This is a genomic window from Citrobacter sp. FP75 (genome assembly GCF_018342065.1).
Taxonomy (GTDB): domain Bacteria; phylum Pseudomonadota; class Gammaproteobacteria; order Enterobacterales; family Enterobacteriaceae; genus Citrobacter.
In genome coordinates this window covers 843,387-857,961 of sequence record NZ_JAFDOE010000001.1, presented here as the reverse complement: position 1 = coordinate 857,961, position 14,575 = coordinate 843,387, and the positions used below count along the sequence as shown (strand labels likewise).

Here is a 14,575-nt window from a genome sequence, read left to right as displayed (position 1 = left end):
CACTGATGAGCTCCTTAGAAGAATACTGCGCCGACCTGCTTCGGCGAATGCAGTACGCGATAACGTGTTCCATCCCAGTCGTGGTCTTCTTGCTGAGTGTCGACGTCATCAGGGTTTTTATCGTCACGAACGAGCACCGGGATGCGGCTTATCCAGCCACGGCAGTAGTCAAAAACGTAGAATGCTGGCTTCTCAGGCATGCCTGATTCCAGCTTCACGCCTTCAATCACCGCTTCGAGCATATCCGCAAAAAGAGATGCGCCATTGATACGGGAGCCAGGCTTCTTATTAGCTGGCAACCAGGTAACGCCCTGCGCTTCCATCTTCTGAGCTATCGATAACTCGTTATCGCCGGTGTTGAATATCGCCCCGTCAGCTGGCCCGGGGATCACTTCTCTACAGATGCCCGGCATAATGTGAAGCTGGCCCTGCGTGACACCGTCGATTTGAATCTCTTCCGGCTCGTCGACTTCTTCGCCCACCAGCCGCTTGTCAATCCACGCCACGCCTTTCGCAACGTTGGTGGATGACATATTCATGCCTTTGTTCAGCTCGTCAGGCGGGCAGCCGTACCACTCGCCGATCAGGATTATCGAACCTGCCGGCGGGCAGAACTGTCGACCATCTGGCAGCTCGGCGGCAGTACCATCAGCCTGCGCCCACCAGAGGTTAGAGAACGGCTTAGACTCACCCCAGTCATGGGAGCGGTCGACGGTCCAGCTATCCGGTATACGAAACGGCTTAATGACGTGCAGCGACTCATTCCACAGGTGGTCGAATCGCCCGCCACTGGTCACATCCCAGGATCCCTCTACCCACGCTTTTCGTCGATTAGGGTCTTTAATAGCCATCAGGGTCGCAATGTACTGCGGGTCGAGGTAAGGGTTCTCTTTGAACGACCCGTGGATTGCTACGCGGGTCAGCGTAATTTCCTCTTCTCGTTCTGTCTGAGGGTTGAACACCATTTGCCGGTCGCGCTGCACGGTTCCGCGCGGCGCTGGCTCAATGAAGCGCTTCTTCACCCAGGTATGTCCGATACCAAAGGGGTTGGTAGTGCTGAACGTCTCCAGCGGGATCGGCCTCAGTAACTTGCCATTCTCCAGCGGGTAGTTTTCCGGCCTGAACGATGAACGCCGGCAGGAGAACATCATTTCGTAGAACTCCGGGGACTGCTGTTTAGTCAGCTCGTTAAAGCCAATGAACGGGAATTCCTGCCCGTGGAAATCCCAGTAGTCGTCCGCCTCTTTGCCGAAGCGGAAGAGCAGTTCCTCGCCAGTAGGCCATACCCATCGCAATTCGCTCGCAGATGACAGATAGCGCGCGCCGTCGTTGAACAGGCGAAACATACGCTTGGACTGAGTGATGATGTCGGCAAGGTTCTTATATTCCGTGTCGAAAATGACGCCTCGCCAGAACGAGCCATAACCCACACCGACATTGCGCCGGAACCTGGCTAACTGCGCAGCGGTTTTACCCGGTCCACGAGTGCCTTCGAACAGAATTTCGTTACACGGGCAGCTCAGCGCCAGAGACTGTGATCCAGGCAGTGGCTTCCATACAGCTTTGTAATTCATCCACCGAGCACCCCGCCCTGTTGTTTCTGCGCTGCCGCTTCCCAGTCATCCACGTTGTCACTGGTTGGCACCAGCATGACGTTATGGGTGACCTCTTTCGTTTCAGCCTTATTCTCGATGCTGTACGCCTCACGTTCGAGGCCGATCAGCGTCTTCAGGCTGTCGCTCAGGTCTTTCATGGATTTAACGCGGGAAGGGAGGCTGATTATTTTGTGGTACAGATCGTTGAGCTTATCCTGACCTTTGTCGTCCTCACGGCGCATAAGATCACCGAGCATCTCAAGCGCGGCCACGTCGCCACACTCACCGGCCAACTCATCGAATAGCATGTTTGTCAGTTCGCGAGCCCGGCGGATGTCTCCCCGGTGCTCCATGCGTACCGTGGCAATCACCTCGGCGGTCGCCTCTATCAGTACGCGCTCGGTCAAAGTGCTTTCGTTGCGTACCGTCCTGCGTACCTCCTGCTTGCGTACCAGATCGTCAGCCTTTTGCTGAATCTTCGCATTGAGGTCACGCGACCAGTCGTCACGCTTGGCACGCTTACGGATAGCGCCTTCGCTGATACCGTGCTGTGATGCTATTTCTCGGAGGGACATCACTCCGGCCCGGTACGCCGTCTCGATGGCCTCCCAGTCCGGTTTGCTCATTCGTTACTCCCTTGTTTGTTCTGCTGGCTGCTCTACTGGTTCAAACAGGAAGTCATCAATGCTGTCCTGGCTGAAGTAGCGCCATTTGCCGTCATCCATTGCCAGTGCGACAAAACCATTGACGATCTCTGGCTGGCTTCTGGTCATGAGCCCCGTAAAGGACTCTTTGGATTTTTTGGTGATTGTGATTCTGTAGACGGTAGCCATTTCGTTCTCCACGTATCGCAGCGGTTGCCCTGCTTCTCAGAAGTGCTTAGCCACTTACGGCTTACCCGTCAGCAAGATGTGATCACCATCCTTGCGGGGTTACACAGATCATTATCGAAGCACCTCAGTGAAGAGCTTCTGTAATGACTTAAAGCTTAACGATGTGCCCGGTCAGTTCTTCGAACTTGTCCCTTCCTACCGAATTAAGCAACGTGACAAATCCACATGCCAGGATGTAAAACAGCGACGTGAATACCCATCCGGAGTAAGACAACATGACGAAGATGGCCGCCATGGTCACAAGCCCAATGAGCTTCCTGATTGCACCCTTGCGCTTGTAATAATCCTTCAGAGGGATTAAAAGCTTGGCACGCTCCATAGGGTCGCTCTCTTTCCCGGCCATGAATACCACCACAAGGAACAGAGGCGAAATGAAGCAGGCAAGAGCGATGATTGCCCAGTATGCCGCCACGACGATGCTCATCAGTGAATGGTTACCCTGTAATGTCGCGTAGACTAGCAGGCCAAACAGCCCCCAGACCAGCACGAATACAAAAGCAGTAGTCATCAACTTCTTCATATTTCACCTATAAGTTGCGAGCCTGTTCGCATAGATAAGCCGCCCCGAGAGATAACGATTTATCTCAGGCTCGCTTCCTATAGGCTCTCGGTTGGTAATGCGCTGCGATGCGCATAAAAAAGCCCCGCACATGCGGGGCTGTTATTTGAGGCACTGCTCTTTGATGTAGTCCTGAAGATAACCGATCTGCTTCGTCACTGTGACGATTCGCTCTCTGAGGGTGAAATAATCCCGTTCAGCGGAGTCAGTAAGTCGGGGGCCGGAAGCATCGCCCAGGCTGCCGGTGCCGGTCTCTCCGTTCTCGGGACATCTGGCGTTGACGTGCAGCCCACACTTGCCATCGCGAACACAACGCTGCAGATCATCAAGCTGCTTTTTCGCATCGGACAATTCCTTAGTGTATTTGGCATCCAGAGCAGCGACATCACGCTGGCGGGTTTGCATGTCTTTGATGGTGGCGTTAGCCAGGTTGAGATTCTTGGTGGCCTTATCGCGCTGATCTTTGTAGGTGATGGCGTTATCGCGGTAGTGGTTGATAGCCCAGGCCATGGAAACCAGCAGGCAGATAACGACAGCACATATGATTGCTGTTAATCGGCTCATTTCTGGCCCCACTCGCAGACTTCACGCTCAATCTCGCGCCGGGTGATCAGCCCTTTCCACTGTTTGCCACCGGCATACGTCCAGCGCTGCAGTTCTTTGCAGGCGCCGGGCACGTCACCGGAGTTCAGCTTCTTCAGCAGCGTGGAACTGGCGAATGCACCAGACCCGACGTTATAGGTGAAGGAGTAAAGAGCAGCACGGGTAGGTTCAGGGATGCGAATCTTGATCAGCGGGTCAATGGCGTTTGCCACCTTTTGCAGATCTGCCTTCAGCAGGTTGTCGCACTCTTTATCGGTGTAGCGGTGACCGCGGCGAATGTCGGCACCGGTGTGCCCATCGCAAACAGTCCATACACCGACGACATCCTGATAGGCGTAATAGCGGCGACCTTCCAGGCCATCAGCGTTGCCCAGCATTACAGCTGCAATAGTTATAGCGCCGGATCCGCCAAGAATGGCACCCACCAGTTTATTCCTGAGTGTCGGGTTCATCTCGGCTCCTGCTGCGGCGGTTGTCTTCGCGGATCTTGAAATACAGATTCGTCAGGTACGTCAGTACGGCAATGATGATACCCACCAGCACGCCGATCGCATTCCACTGCTCGGGGCTGTAGGCATTCAACATTCCGTTGAGGATGCTCCCGGCTGAAGCACCATAGGCTGCACCAGTGGTTATTTTTTCCATTCGATACATGCTCTCACCTCGCGTTATTTGCGGGTGCTGTTCGTGTAGTAGGAAAGGCCGTCAGACACGATAGCTACGGGGCATCTGGAATTGATTGTCTGCGGCCTGAAGTTATGACCTGTTGAATTCGCCAAAGTATTTTTTGGCTGCTTCTTGATAGGCCTCATGAGCCTCATGCTTGGTCATAAAGTTTCCCAAGCTGATAGCCTTTTTATTAACAACAATCCTTGCTCGCCATGGTCTTTTAATCCGTGGAGAGGATTCGAAGTGGACACCCTTAAAGCCAGATTTGTTGTTTTTATATTTGGTCTTGTTTTGCCTGTTCTGCGTTGGCGTACAAAGGCGCAGGTTGGTTATTCTGTTGTCGCTCTTGTCGCCATTGATATGGTCAATTTCCATACCTTCAGGGATAGAGCCTTTCGCTACAATCCAAACTATTCGGTGTAGACCAATCCTCTGACCCAGCGCACTGAGCATGTGGTAACCACAATTGTTAACATAAATTGGGTTTTCCCCGGCCTTAGCGGTGCTTGCGTTAGCTATCCGGACAATGCTCCCAGCGATTGGGTCGCAAAAAAAGTATTTTTCAATTTCTTCCTTGGAAGGATCTTTTAACATGGCGTTGACCTTCTTTGAGATGAACCTTTGTCGCATAGGAAATCAGCCCGTCGAGGCTCGCCAGCACTAACTGACTTCCTCAAAGGCTCATTTCAAAGTGATCGGTTCGACGTTATTGGGGAGCGCATGCGAAGCGCGAAAAAAAACCGGCGACAGGCCGGGAATATGAGGGTGTGGCAATGTCGGCTCTTCGGCCTAAGGGTCCCAGGTAGTGGGTTCTGGTGCCGGGCAAAGGAATCGAACCTCTGACGCGCAGCTTACAAGGCTGCCGTTCTGCCACTGAACTAGACCGGCGAATTTGGCGGGACAGGAAGGATTCGAACCTTCGACCATTCGGTTAACAGCCGAACGCACAACCGCTGTGCTTCTGACCCTGAAATGAAAAAGCCCCGGCGGGATGCCAGGGCTCATTTTACAAACTGGATAGTGACTATTATCTTCATGCCGCCGATGTAATTTAGGCAGCATATCAAAGTAGAGTCAAATATGGCTTATTTAATTGACTTTTGCAATACCCTGCTGCGAAAAAGTCGCCTTTTGTTGTGATCGTGTTCTCACGGCGCAACGAAGAGAGTCACCATCAAGCCGCTTAAAGATGGCGCACATGGCACGCCAGTAATCGGCGTAGTTATGGCACCAGTTATCAGGCTTAACGCCACACAGGGCCGCCAGGTCCTGGTGCTGATACACATCCCGCCCCGCCAGCTCCGCTTTGACGTCCTGCGCCGCCAGCCAGATAAGTTTCTTCAGGCGCTCCATCGTCTTTCCGGCCACCTTCTTCGAGCCGAGCTGTTCCCGGAACTCTGCCCACGCCCACTGGGTGATCGCCACCTGGTGCTCAAAGCTAACGTTCTCGCTGTAGTTCCAGAGCAGCCATGCCTTCTGGTGGTCTTCCAATGACATAACGGCTCGGCGCCATGAGGCGGTGACGAACTCAACCGGGCCAACCAGCGCGATGGATGAGCCCTTTGCGCGGGACTGGCTGCCACTCATCGGTGGTCCGTCCGGGTTGACCATGCGCTGCTTATCTTTGTCGAATACCTTCTTCCTGCCCCGGCTGCGCGCCGTCGCGGTGAATTGCGCATTCTCAGCGAAAGCTACCAGTTGCCCTTTCGTCGCCCCGCTGAGGTCTGCGGTCGCCACAATGAGCTGCTGACGTACGTATTCCAGTTGCTGACTGTTCATGCGGCTTCCTTCTGTGGCTGGTTGGTTTTATTCTGGCTGTGCTTTGCTACTGGCGGTAGATTGGCTCTGGCTACGCTTTCGGCTTCGTACCTTTGGGATTCGGTTAAATTCATACGCCTAACCCCTCATTAGTCTTTTGAGCATTCGGTATTTTTCCGCATATCGAATGGCTCTAATCTTTATGTCGATCTTCTTTCTGAGCCTCTTGTGCTTAACCCATTCCCTAATTAGGAGGCAGGACACCGCAATGAGATATGCCGATAGAAATACAGCGTCTGTCATGCTGCCTCCTGCTGTTTCAGTGCTTTGAGCTTGGCGCGGTACTCATCCCGGATCCGGATGAAGTCTTCACGGCGGTAGTTGGTCATTTCGTGGGGGCCGTTGAGCCAGTCGACGTATTCCTGGCCGTAACGAGCGATCAGCCCAGCTTCATAGTGCTGATTGACTGTCGCCTCTTTGGCGGTGTATTTGCCTGCGCCGCCATTACAGGATTTGCACTGCTTATGGGCATTGCGCTCTTCAAAACGCAGTTCAGGGTTAGCACCTACAGATTTGAAGTGGCCACAGTCCCACTGGCCGCCGTGCAGATCGGGCGGGTTGGTCTCTCCGCAGCTGATGCATGGCAAATCAGCATCGCGCGCACGGATGTAGGCGTTGAATGCCTGCTGAGCTTGCGCCTTGTAGTAACCGGCAGGACGCAGCTCTGCCAGCCGCTCCTTGCGGCGCTTGCGCCCGGCCTTTTCGGCCTCCTTCTGCTCCTTGATGCGCCTGGCAGCGGCTTTCACCTTCTCCTTTTCACGCTCTTCCATCGCGAGGATTGCGCCGTGCTCCGGGCTGCACCAGCGGATCCGGATGTCGTGAAATTTCGGCACGAAGTATTCACCGCACACTTTGCACTTACGGCGGGATGGCTTACGCATGTGACTTCTCCTTTTCTGAATGGATTTCATCAGAGAAGTCGCCGCCTTCGATTGGCATGAGGCTTTTTGCCCTGAAAATCGACATCCCACCAGAGCTTTTTTTGGCATGGGTGTAAACAGATACATCGCCTTCTACCACCCAAACGAACTCAGGAGTTTTGGTGACAAGTCCGTATTTTTCACCATCAGGAAATTTGTAAAATTCTCCACTTCTAATAGCGCAGACCAAAGTAACAACCCTGCCAACTTCATCCGCATTACCGGAAGAAATAACAACTGCCATACCGCCAACTTTTAATTCACACATGATTCCTCCGTGCCGCGAGACGCAGCCATTTCTGATCCACCAGACGGGCGGTGTAGTCTTTCAGGGTCGGGATGTCGGACGGCTTAACCGCTGGCTTGCGCTGGCGGCGCGCCGGAACGCGGAAGATTTCGTTCGTGATGACACGGGAAAGTGGAGTAGACATCACTCCTCCTGCTTATCGCGCAGTTGCTGGTACTCGCAACTCTGCGGGATGGTAAGGTGGCAGCCGATATTCATCGCCCAGGCTTCGACTTTGCACAGGAAGATGTACATTTCGCCGGTTTCCAACTCTGACGTATGGCGAAGGGATTGGACCGTGGTTACCTCTCCGGACACGACGTCTACCCGGTCCTTGCTTTCGTAGCCGAGATAGGTGTGCTTCATCGCGTCTTTGACCCACTCAGGCGTAGCGAAGGTCTTGCCGCGGGCGATCAGGTACTCGCTAATTTCCGTGTACCACATGTGGCTGAGCGCGTTCTGCGACAGGCTGCGCTTCTCGCGCCACGGTTTGACTTGCAGGCGGAAACATTGCCCGGCATCCAGCAATGGCTGAATCTGCTGGCCAATGGCCGCGAAGTTACCGCGATGGAGTTTGATGCCGTCTACTGGCAGGGTCATACGGCCTCCTTAACGGAGGCCGCAGAATGCAGAAAATCGCAGGTGCATTTCTGCATCTGTGACAAGGTGAGGAGTTCAGATTGTGGTCGCATTTAAGTCCCCTTAAATGCGCAGAAGTCACCGGGGTTGTTCAGGCTCCGATGACATGATTATGGCGGGTTGATTATGGAAAATCAAAGTTAATCTTGATCTGCGGCCTCTACCCTTGTTGACTTAAAAATCCCTTTGCTTGCTAATTTATTAATGAGGAAAAATGCACAGAAATTGGACAGTGCATAAGATATTGCGACTAAGCGAGCGCTCATCCTTTGCTTATCTGGAGTTGCAAAAGGTAACTCCCTCAAAAACTGGAGGCTCTTGATCCCATCAACAAAAAGTGGAGTTATAGATGACAAATTCATCGCGTCATAAAAATTAACCAATTCAGGCGTAATTTTACTCAGCAATCTCTCTATCTTATCTACATCCTCTGTTGTCATAACCCTCTGTATGTCGTGCGCATATTGATTCCTTAAAGAATTGATGGCGGACATGACATCTGCCAGAGGAACCGGTAGACCAAGTGCTACGCATAATTCAAGTTTAGGTGCGAAATACTTTCTTGATGCATAAACATACTTGCTAGTTTCTGGGTCGCGTACGTTATCGATGTAAACAACAAGAAAGTTTTCGAGTATGAGCGATAATTTAGTAAGAACTGCAGACTCATCATTCACACTCAGCAGAGGGGCATAATGTTTTGGGTCTAAGAAGAACCCGAAGTCATGTTCGATTTTAACGTTATATGCATATTGCTCGCTCACTTAACTTCCTCCTGTTTTAAATATCTTGGGTCTGATGCCTTAGGCAGAGTGATACTCATTTCCCGGTAATATCGCAAACGCTCAAGGAAGTAATCCCGCAAATGCTCGGGCTGCTCACGCATAACAACCTCCGCGATAACAGGCATGTTCAGCCGCTCTTTGTAGGCCACCCCGGAAGCCGCCAGGTCAACGTTAACCTTGTCGCGATCCTCCTGCGGCTTTGCTGCTATGTTCCAGTCGGACATAAAAAATCCCCTCGATGATTTGAGGGGATTATACATCACTTCTGCTGCGGCGCTGCCGGCAGTGGCATCCATTGGGTTACTTCACCGGGAACAACGTCATGTGAGTCGAATGAGTTCCAGCCTTCTCCATCCCACCAACCCTGCCCGATATCGAAACCGTTGGAGGTGATGACGGTCTGCATGCCATCCGGCATCCGCTCACTGCAAGCCACCCAACCATCCGGCACCACCGGAGAGTTGCCATTGGCACCCTGAAGCATGGCGGCGCGGCAGGCGTTCCACATATCAGCCGCGATGCAGCACGCATATTCATCTGGATTAGCGGTTGGAAGTATGCCTTTGATGACCTCGTAATCCGGCTCAATGACTGGAGGAACAAAAGCCGGAACTGGAGCGGAGTAAACCGGCATAACGTCGCATTGCCCCTTGTTGCTCTCGTCAGTCAGCGACCAGAACAGCCTGCCTGCCGGATGTTTGAAGATGTATGCTACTGGTGCGACTTCAGGCACAGATACCGGCGCTGGCGGTGCGATATAAGCGTTCAGGACTTCATAGCCATCATCCTTAAACCAATCAGCTTTTGAGTGCATCCAGCTGCCAAACTGCCCCGTTTCCTTGTTCCTCACAATAAAACCCACAGGCTCCGCTTCGAGCGATGCCAGCGCGATAGCTAACAGCTCGTTATCCATCGCCAATCCATCAGCGTCAGGGTCTCTGCTAATGCGGTATTTATTGATTGCCGTTACCTGGTTAATGCGAGCGATTAACTGCTCTTTGGTGTATGTGCTCATGATGCCTCCCCTTTACCGGCTGCTGCGGCTCTGTCACGCAGATCGCTTACATATTCAACCAGTGAACCGCCAGGAGGGATTTCACACTCTTCAACCAACTGGAAATAGATATCGGCTGCAGCACGCGTATTACTGTGCTTCGCGTCTCCCATCTCTCCTTCACGAAGAGCATCGCGCTCGGCTGTAAGATTGACTATTTGCGCGTCTTTGGCTTCCAGCTCATCCAGCAGCGCCAGCACGCGCTTAGCCAGCCAGCATTTCTCTTCGTCGCCGTACGGGTTGTCCGCTATTTCTTTGAGGCGGCCAGTGCTTATATCGCCGCCGTCAGGACGGCACGCTTGTTTGTCGATTTTGCTCATTGGGCGGCCTCCTTCTGCGCAATTTCATCCCATGTTTTCAGGCTGTCCGTTTGAACATCGACACCCAGCAGCGCCAGAATTTCTTCTGGGGTTTCTCTAACCACAATTTTTTCACCCGATGTCATTTTGACATGGCTGACACCGGCGAAAGAAAACGACTCAATATGTTCCGCAACCACAAAAATTGGCTCGTAGATGGTTTTCTCTTCCCACCCGATAATCGAATCGACCGGACGAGAAACTATTGCCTGCTGACTCAGTTTCAAAATTTTCATACCCCTACCCTCCCCCAAACCATCAATACCCTTTTCATCGCCGGACTGTTCCGGCACTCCTGAAATATTCCGTTGGTGCAGCTACGCGCGGTACCAGCCTGCTCTTCAGTAGTCGCCAGACGATAAGTCACCGTTCGCCAAACCTTGCTCACGCGCACAATCTTCCTGGCCCGCTCCAGGTCGATAGCGTTCTTCGTGATGCAGTTGATGGTCATGCCACACTCGGCGGCCACATCCTTCGCAGCGAAGGTCCGGTGCGTTTCGAGATAACGCAGAATTGCCTGCTTGCCTTTCATCTCACACCATCCCGTTCGACTTGTTGCGGTTGTATTTGGCCTGCAGCAGCTGGATCGGCGTCGGCCCGTGCTCGGATGCCGGTGCTGCAATTGCCCGGCGTACCGGCGGCACTGGCTTGCCCTCGGTGACGCGCTTCTCCCACATGTCCAGCAGATCACCCGCCTCGCGTGCCAGCTCACCATGCGTTAACTGGCGCTCTGTGCTGCGGTGACGCAGCTCGACGCAGATGTGGTACATGACCGGCTGCGACCAGGGGAATTGCTCGCTGGAGGTGAATTCGAACGAGCGGTTACGCCAGTCCCAGTATTCGGCGATCACCTGGTCAACGGTGACGCCAATCGCCCCTCCGCTCTGCTTGCACCAGGCGACGAACTGACCCGGTGAAGGCAGGAATGGGCGCTCCTGGCGGCGGGCAATGCGCATACCGGCATCGACCTGAGCCATTGAGTGGATCCCGTTCTCCTGAAACGCCAGCAGCCACTGACGGCGGAATTCGTTCAGGTCATCCTGAGTGCGGAAGTTCGCCATGCTGGCCGGGAACGCGGCGCGGAGCTCGTTGAACAGCTTGTTGAATACCTGAGCCACCTGCTCGACCGGTGCGCGCTCCTGGTACTGCTCTGGCAGGTTATGCGCCATGCGGCTCATCTGCTCGCGGTCGTGGTTGTGCATCTGCTCTGCAAGAGATTTCATCGCATCACCTCATAGGCCCAGTCAGTGTTGTTGAAGTCCAGATCCGGCTTGACGGCTGGCTTGACAGCGAACTTCGGCTTAAACAGTCCCTGATATCCGTTCGCAATACTGGTGTTGATCACGTCGACCGGATTGTGTCCAGCTTCCAGGCACTCTTTCAGCAGCTTGAAAGCCTTCGTTACGGTCAACTCAGTTTTGATTGGCTTGCCAGACTGCTTGCGGTAGGCAACCCATTCCTCCCAGGCGGTTTGATTTAGCCATTCAGGAACATCAATTCCGAGCGGATCAAACTTGCCCTTCCCCCCTGGGGGATTAGAGGGGGTATTAGGTTTTATATTTGTCTTTGGAAGAATGTCTTTGGTGTTCCCTGTTTTCAGGGATACCTCTCCCTGTTTTTGGGGATGGTTATCCCCGTTTTCAGGGATGGTTTGCGGGGTGATTTCGCTATCCCCGATTTCAGGGATGGTAATAACCTGCGTTACAGCTTCAGCGACCGGGAAATTGACCGGGCACTTTGCACATTTTGGCTTTTTGTAAGCCCAGCTATCCAGAAGTGTGTTAATCCCGATGTAACGTGTCTGCCCAATTCTGCGCATCTTGATGATGTTGCGATAACCCAGGCTGAGCACAGCTTCAGAAACGTGCTTAACGGCCAGTCTGGTTTTATCTGCGATGAGACTGTTGGTGATCCTGTCTTCTTTCTTGGACCAGCCATACGTCAGGCGAACAATGGCATTCAGCACGCGGAACTCACGCCCTGAAAGCTCTACGAAACACAGGGCATCCTGAATCTGGTTAGCAAGGCGAAGATAGCCATTTTCCAGATCGGCCATGCGATTCTCCTGCTGCGCCGGTTGCTGCGCAGGGAATTTGATTACTTTGGCGGTGTTTGACATACTTACTCCTGCAAAGAGTCCAAACGATTTGCACCAGAAAGCTGTTGGTGTTCGCGCACCGCAGCTTTCGCCATTTCTGTACTTCTCACATGACCCCCAGCATCGACGTGACCATCGTCATCAGTGGGCCTACCTGCTCCGGCATGAGGCGGAACAGCGACGCTATACCCTCGCTTACCTCTTTCAGTTTCTGATGTTCTGGAGCGTCCAGCAGCACAGCCTGTTTAGCTTCAGCACACTCTTTCATCGCAGAAGCGATCAGCGACATCGTGTCGTTCTGTGGCACCAGGCGGTTGCGGTACTCCAGCGGCAACACGGCCAGGATTGCCGGAGCCAGCTGTCGAATGTTATTGGCGGCGTACTCGGTGTCGCCATCGATCCAGCGAAACACTTTCTGCATCTGGCGATGCGAGTCAGTCGGGATATCCAGACCGTTGCCGCCTGATGCCCGCCACTCTTCCACAATCAGCGCTGCGACAAATTCACGGCTGCGGCAATCAGCTGCCCAGGCTCGAACAGCTGCCCGGATCCCATCGATGTTTAACGCCGTGGAATCAGGTTCCCGGCGATTCTGGTAAATCATCGCCGCTGGCGAAAATTTGTTACCTTGTTGATACGCAAGTGAATGCATTGCTTTCCCTTTCGTGGTTAGGGCCGCCGTTAAGCGGCATGGTTGTCAGGGTGTGGAAAGATGGACGGTAGGTCCGGCCGGAATTCGTGAGCCTGGATTTCACCGCCAACTGCTTTCACCAGTTCAGGAACGTGAACCGGGGATATGCGTTTCTTTCCGTTAAGCCAGTCGCAGATGGTGGACTGGGCTTTACCGCATCGTTTTGCTAGTTCTTTCTGGCTGCCAGCGATGGCGATCGCTTTCTCTACTGCGGAGTTCTTCTCTACTGTTGGGGTCTTCATAATCACCTCAGCTATCAGTTTAAAGCGATTATGGTTATCACTTTAGCGAATGTCAATCGCATAGGCGATTTTTTGCTAAATAATCGCTTGAGCGATAGAGTTAAAGGAGTCATTAACAGAGGTGAATATGGGATTCTCGGAGCGCCTGGCGCAGGCAATGAAACATGCTGGATATACACAGGGCCGATTAGCCAAAGATGTCGGCATGGCTCAGTCCAGCGTTAATAAGCTACTCAAGGAAGCAAACGGCTCCCGTAAAACAGTTGAAATTGCCTCTGTCCTGGGTGTGCGGCCGGAGTGGCTGTCTACTGGTGAAGGGGAAATGGCTTCCAGTAGCGCAAGAGAACCGTCTGCGCTATACCAGGTTAAGCCGTCACTGAATGGGATTTACCGCGTGGATGTACTCGACGTTAAAGCCAGCGCTGGGCCGGGCAGCATTGTCACCAGCGATTTCATTGAAACTATACGAGCCATTGAATACACGACTGAGCAGGCGCGAGCCTTGTTCGGCAACCGTCCAGCTGCGCACGTCAAAGTGATTACAGTAAATGGCGATAGTATGGACGGCACGATTTCACCTGGTGATCAGATCTTCGTTGATACCGGTGTTACGCACTTTGATGGTGACGGGGTATACGTCTTTGTATTTGGGAAGACACTGCACGTTAAGCGCCTGCAGATGCAACGTGACCGACTGGCAGTAATATCCGATAACCCGATTTACGAAAAATGGTACGTCGAACCTGAAGATGAGGACGCGTTCTACGTGATGGCCAAGGTACTACTCAGACAGTCAGTCGACTATAAACGATTTGCATAACCCGCTACGGCGGGTTTTTTATTGCCCGCCAACCTCCCCACCGCTTTCCCGCCTGATACAAACCCAATCCTTATCACTTTTTTCCTAAGCAAATAAAAAAATATCGCTTTAACATTCAAGGGATTATCGCTTTATCGATGATAAATATCGTTTTGGCGATTGACTCAAATAATCGCTTTAGCTATTGTTAGCTCATCGAAACGAAACATCGACAGCTGAGCGAAGTTAGCCAGCGGCGGACAGCAAGTCGCCTGCTTCTTTAACAAATCAGACTGAGTGACAGGCAAGCCGTAGCGCTCCTGGCAAAAAGAAATGGCACCCGATGGGATCGAGGTAAGCACTGAGTCCGTATGCGTACGGTAGGTGTAGAGGACCACGCTGCGATGAGCTGATAAGTCACTCAATTTGAAACGCCCCGATGATGGGGCGCTGATTCAACTTAGGGGAGTGATTCCAATGAAACACTAAAGCGGACAGACCGCTCTTTCAAGCCGCAGTAATGATGCGGCCCCGAGTCTCCATGTGAGAGCCAGATGCAGGTCCG

General features: G+C 52.9%; 25 protein-coding genes, 2 tRNA genes and 1 pseudogene. 1 reads left to right on the top strand and 27 read right to left on the bottom strand.

Translation table 11 applies throughout. The features are described 5' to 3' along the window. Nucleotides 1-14: 14 nt before the first annotated feature. From JQ822_RS04215 to JQ822_RS04095, 26 genes and pseudogenes are all read right to left on the bottom strand, one after another. Nucleotides 15-1,574 (bottom strand): terminase, encoded by a 1,560-nt coding sequence (locus JQ822_RS04215; protein WP_213132402.1) that lies wholly within the window; start codon nucleotides 1,572-1,574, stop codon nucleotides 15-17. Further along, entirely contained in the window at nucleotides 1,571-2,221 is a 651-nt protein-coding gene (locus JQ822_RS04210) for a hypothetical protein (protein WP_213132401.1), read from the bottom strand. The genes JQ822_RS04215 and JQ822_RS04210 overlap by 4 nt, the downstream gene beginning before the upstream one ends. A gap of 3 nt (nucleotides 2,222-2,224) precedes the next feature. Then, a complete protein-coding gene (locus JQ822_RS04205) occupies nucleotides 2,225-2,428 on the bottom strand; it encodes a hypothetical protein (protein WP_213132400.1) in 204 nt (67 codons plus the stop codon). A 148-nt stretch (nucleotides 2,429-2,576) separates the two neighbouring features. Continuing rightward, the gene (locus JQ822_RS04200) at nucleotides 2,577-3,008 is read right to left on the bottom strand and encodes a hypothetical protein (protein ID WP_213132399.1); all 432 of its coding nucleotides are present in this window, start codon (nucleotides 3,006-3,008) and stop codon (nucleotides 2,577-2,579) included. Between the two features lie 141 nt (nucleotides 3,009-3,149). Further along, nucleotides 3,150-3,611: a lysis protein gene (locus JQ822_RS04195; RefSeq protein ID WP_213132398.1), complete on the bottom strand. Its 462-nt coding sequence runs from the start codon at nucleotides 3,609-3,611 to the stop codon at nucleotides 3,150-3,152. Next, nucleotides 3,608-4,102, bottom strand: coding sequence for a lysozyme (locus JQ822_RS04190; RefSeq protein WP_213132397.1), 495 nt, complete (start codon nucleotides 4,100-4,102; stop codon nucleotides 3,608-3,610). Before JQ822_RS04190 ends, JQ822_RS04195 begins: the two co-directional genes overlap by 4 nt. Continuing rightward, nucleotides 4,080-4,304 carry a class II holin family protein gene (locus tag JQ822_RS04185; RefSeq protein ID WP_001752682.1) on the bottom strand — a complete coding sequence of 75 codons (225 nt, stop codon included), beginning with the start codon at nucleotides 4,302-4,304 and terminating at the stop codon, nucleotides 4,080-4,082. The genes JQ822_RS04190 and JQ822_RS04185 overlap by 23 nt, the downstream gene beginning before the upstream one ends. A 102-nt stretch (nucleotides 4,305-4,406) precedes the next feature. After that, on the bottom strand, nucleotides 4,407-4,913 hold the full coding sequence (locus tag JQ822_RS04180) for an HNH endonuclease (RefSeq protein ID WP_244848689.1): 507 nt from the start codon (nucleotides 4,911-4,913) through the stop codon (nucleotides 4,407-4,409). A 219-nt stretch (nucleotides 4,914-5,132) separates the two neighbouring features. Further along, nucleotides 5,133-5,207, bottom strand: a tRNA-Thr gene (locus JQ822_RS04175). Between the two features lie 5 nt (nucleotides 5,208-5,212). Then, a tRNA-Asn gene (locus tag JQ822_RS04170) sits at nucleotides 5,213-5,287 on the bottom strand. 121 nt (nucleotides 5,288-5,408) lie between these two features. Continuing rightward, nucleotides 5,409-6,098, bottom strand: a complete 690-nt coding sequence (locus JQ822_RS04165) for a bacteriophage antitermination protein Q (RefSeq protein ID WP_213132395.1) — start codon at nucleotides 6,096-6,098, stop codon at nucleotides 5,409-5,411. Next, nucleotides 6,095-6,211 carry a hypothetical protein gene (locus tag JQ822_RS24305; protein WP_244848688.1) on the bottom strand — a complete coding sequence of 39 codons (117 nt, stop codon included), beginning with the start codon at nucleotides 6,209-6,211 and terminating at the stop codon, nucleotides 6,095-6,097. Before JQ822_RS24305 ends, JQ822_RS04165 begins: the two co-directional genes overlap by 4 nt. A 165-nt stretch (nucleotides 6,212-6,376) precedes the next feature. Beyond that, nucleotides 6,377-7,018: a recombination protein NinG gene (locus tag JQ822_RS04160; RefSeq protein WP_213132394.1), complete on the bottom strand. Its 642-nt coding sequence runs from the start codon at nucleotides 7,016-7,018 to the stop codon at nucleotides 6,377-6,379. Next, on the bottom strand, nucleotides 7,011-7,325 hold the full coding sequence (locus JQ822_RS04155) for a hypothetical protein (protein WP_213132393.1): 315 nt from the start codon (nucleotides 7,323-7,325) through the stop codon (nucleotides 7,011-7,013). Before JQ822_RS04155 ends, JQ822_RS04160 begins: the two co-directional genes overlap by 8 nt. Continuing rightward, a complete protein-coding gene (locus JQ822_RS04150) occupies nucleotides 7,318-7,488 on the bottom strand; it encodes a NinE family protein (protein WP_213132392.1) in 171 nt (56 codons plus the stop codon). Before JQ822_RS04150 ends, JQ822_RS04155 begins: the two co-directional genes overlap by 8 nt. Beyond that, the gene (locus tag JQ822_RS04145) at nucleotides 7,488-7,943 is read right to left on the bottom strand and encodes a YbcN family protein (protein ID WP_213132391.1); all 456 of its coding nucleotides are present in this window, start codon (nucleotides 7,941-7,943) and stop codon (nucleotides 7,488-7,490) included. The genes JQ822_RS04150 and JQ822_RS04145 overlap by 1 nt, the downstream gene beginning before the upstream one ends. Before the next feature lie 179 nt (nucleotides 7,944-8,122). Beyond that, complete coding sequence (locus JQ822_RS04140; protein WP_213132390.1) at nucleotides 8,123-8,746, bottom strand: hypothetical protein; 624 nt, start codon at nucleotides 8,744-8,746, stop codon at nucleotides 8,123-8,125. Beyond that, nucleotides 8,743-8,991, bottom strand: a complete 249-nt coding sequence (locus JQ822_RS04135; RefSeq protein ID WP_129256431.1) for a DNA polymerase III subunit theta — start codon at nucleotides 8,989-8,991, stop codon at nucleotides 8,743-8,745. Before JQ822_RS04135 ends, JQ822_RS04140 begins: the two co-directional genes overlap by 4 nt. 35 nt (nucleotides 8,992-9,026) lie before the next feature. Further along, nucleotides 9,027-9,782 (bottom strand): DUF551 domain-containing protein, encoded by a 756-nt coding sequence (locus JQ822_RS04130; RefSeq protein WP_213132389.1) that lies wholly within the window; start codon nucleotides 9,780-9,782, stop codon nucleotides 9,027-9,029. A gap of 11 nt (nucleotides 9,783-9,793) precedes the next feature. Then, nucleotides 9,794-10,051 (bottom strand): annotated as a pseudogene (locus JQ822_RS04125) (ead/Ea22-like family protein); the annotation flags it as partial. Nucleotides 10,052-10,137: 86 nt separating this feature from the next. Continuing rightward, a complete protein-coding gene (locus tag JQ822_RS04120; RefSeq protein WP_244848687.1) occupies nucleotides 10,138-10,416 on the bottom strand; it encodes a flagellar FlbD family protein in 279 nt (92 codons plus the stop codon). Beyond that, nucleotides 10,413-10,712, bottom strand: a complete 300-nt coding sequence (locus JQ822_RS04115; protein WP_213132388.1) for a protein ren — start codon at nucleotides 10,710-10,712, stop codon at nucleotides 10,413-10,415. The genes JQ822_RS04120 and JQ822_RS04115 overlap by 4 nt, the downstream gene beginning before the upstream one ends. 1 nt (nucleotide 10,713) lies before the next feature. After that, the gene (locus tag JQ822_RS04110; RefSeq protein ID WP_213132387.1) at nucleotides 10,714-11,403 is read right to left on the bottom strand and encodes a replication protein P; all 690 of its coding nucleotides are present in this window, start codon (nucleotides 11,401-11,403) and stop codon (nucleotides 10,714-10,716) included. Next, entirely contained in the window at nucleotides 11,400-12,299 is a 900-nt protein-coding gene (locus JQ822_RS04105) for a replication protein (protein ID WP_213132386.1), read from the bottom strand. Before JQ822_RS04105 ends, JQ822_RS04110 begins: the two co-directional genes overlap by 4 nt. Nucleotides 12,300-12,384: 85 nt before the next feature. Then, nucleotides 12,385-12,930: a toxin YdaT family protein gene (locus JQ822_RS04100; RefSeq protein WP_213132385.1), complete on the bottom strand. Its 546-nt coding sequence runs from the start codon at nucleotides 12,928-12,930 to the stop codon at nucleotides 12,385-12,387. 29 nt (nucleotides 12,931-12,959) lie between these two features. Continuing rightward, entirely contained in the window at nucleotides 12,960-13,211 is a 252-nt protein-coding gene (locus tag JQ822_RS04095; protein WP_001514164.1) for a transcriptional regulator, read from the bottom strand. A gap of 127 nt (nucleotides 13,212-13,338) precedes the next feature. Between JQ822_RS04095 and JQ822_RS04090 the strand changes: the two genes are divergently transcribed. Further along, nucleotides 13,339-14,031 (top strand): XRE family transcriptional regulator, encoded by a 693-nt coding sequence (locus tag JQ822_RS04090; RefSeq protein WP_124047604.1) that lies wholly within the window; start codon nucleotides 13,339-13,341, stop codon nucleotides 14,029-14,031. A gap of 164 nt (nucleotides 14,032-14,195) precedes the next feature. Here JQ822_RS04090 and JQ822_RS04085 read toward each other — a convergent pair whose 3' ends face one another. Continuing rightward, nucleotides 14,196-14,435, bottom strand: coding sequence for a hypothetical protein (locus tag JQ822_RS04085; protein WP_213132384.1), 240 nt, complete (start codon nucleotides 14,433-14,435; stop codon nucleotides 14,196-14,198). Between the last annotated feature and the right edge of the window lie 140 nt (nucleotides 14,436-14,575).

Excerpts from the sequence above, each read along its gene's own strand:
- JQ822_RS04095 (WP_001514164.1), bottom strand. The coding sequence starts at position 13,211 with ATGAAGACCCCAACAGTAGAGAAGAACTCCGCAGTAGAGAAAGCGATC.
- JQ822_RS04155 (WP_213132393.1), bottom strand. The coding sequence starts at position 7,325 with ATGTGTGAATTAAAAGTTGGCGGTATGGCAGTTGTTATTTCTTCCGGT.
- JQ822_RS04205 (WP_213132400.1), bottom strand. The coding sequence starts at position 2,428 with ATGGCTACCGTCTACAGAATCACAATCACCAAAAAATCCAAAGAGTCC.
- JQ822_RS04130 (WP_213132389.1), bottom strand. The coding sequence starts at position 9,782 with ATGAGCACATACACCAAAGAGCAGTTAATCGCTCGCATTAACCAGGTA.
- JQ822_RS04110 (WP_213132387.1), bottom strand. The coding sequence starts at position 11,403 with ATGAAATCTCTTGCAGAGCAGATGCACAACCACGACCGCGAGCAGATG.
- JQ822_RS04115 (WP_213132388.1), bottom strand. The coding sequence starts at position 10,712 with ATGAAAGGCAAGCAGGCAATTCTGCGTTATCTCGAAACGCACCGGACC.
- JQ822_RS04180 (WP_244848689.1), bottom strand. The coding sequence starts at position 4,913 with ATGTTAAAAGATCCTTCCAAGGAAGAAATTGAAAAATACTTTTTTTGC.
- JQ822_RS04135 (WP_129256431.1), bottom strand. The coding sequence starts at position 8,991 with ATGTCCGACTGGAACATAGCAGCAAAGCCGCAGGAGGATCGCGACAAG.
- JQ822_RS04120 (WP_244848687.1), bottom strand. The coding sequence starts at position 10,416 with ATGAAAATTTTGAAACTGAGTCAGCAGGCAATAGTTTCTCGTCCGGTC.
- JQ822_RS04190 (WP_213132397.1), bottom strand. The coding sequence starts at position 4,102 with ATGAACCCGACACTCAGGAATAAACTGGTGGGTGCCATTCTTGGCGGA.
- JQ822_RS04215 (WP_213132402.1), bottom strand. The coding sequence starts at position 1,574 with ATGAATTACAAAGCTGTATGGAAGCCACTGCCTGGATCACAGTCTCTG.
- JQ822_RS04165 (WP_213132395.1), bottom strand. The coding sequence starts at position 6,098 with ATGAACAGTCAGCAACTGGAATACGTACGTCAGCAGCTCATTGTGGCG.
- JQ822_RS04145 (WP_213132391.1), bottom strand. The coding sequence starts at position 7,943 with ATGACCCTGCCAGTAGACGGCATCAAACTCCATCGCGGTAACTTCGCG.
- JQ822_RS04100 (WP_213132385.1), bottom strand. The coding sequence starts at position 12,930 with ATGCATTCACTTGCGTATCAACAAGGTAACAAATTTTCGCCAGCGGCG.
- JQ822_RS04200 (WP_213132399.1), bottom strand. The coding sequence starts at position 3,008 with ATGAAGAAGTTGATGACTACTGCTTTTGTATTCGTGCTGGTCTGGGGG.
- JQ822_RS04195 (WP_213132398.1), bottom strand. The coding sequence starts at position 3,611 with ATGAGCCGATTAACAGCAATCATATGTGCTGTCGTTATCTGCCTGCTG.
- JQ822_RS04185 (WP_001752682.1), bottom strand. The coding sequence starts at position 4,304 with ATGTATCGAATGGAAAAAATAACCACTGGTGCAGCCTATGGTGCTTCA.
- JQ822_RS04090 (WP_124047604.1), top strand. The coding sequence starts at position 13,339 with ATGGGATTCTCGGAGCGCCTGGCGCAGGCAATGAAACATGCTGGATAT.
- JQ822_RS24305 (WP_244848688.1), bottom strand. The coding sequence starts at position 6,211 with ATGAATTTAACCGAATCCCAAAGGTACGAAGCCGAAAGCGTAGCCAGA.
- JQ822_RS04160 (WP_213132394.1), bottom strand. The coding sequence starts at position 7,018 with ATGCGTAAGCCATCCCGCCGTAAGTGCAAAGTGTGCGGTGAATACTTC.
- JQ822_RS04150 (WP_213132392.1), bottom strand. The coding sequence starts at position 7,488 with ATGTCTACTCCACTTTCCCGTGTCATCACGAACGAAATCTTCCGCGTT.
- JQ822_RS04105 (WP_213132386.1), bottom strand. The coding sequence starts at position 12,299 with ATGTCAAACACCGCCAAAGTAATCAAATTCCCTGCGCAGCAACCGGCG.
- JQ822_RS04210 (WP_213132401.1), bottom strand. The coding sequence starts at position 2,221 with ATGAGCAAACCGGACTGGGAGGCCATCGAGACGGCGTACCGGGCCGGA.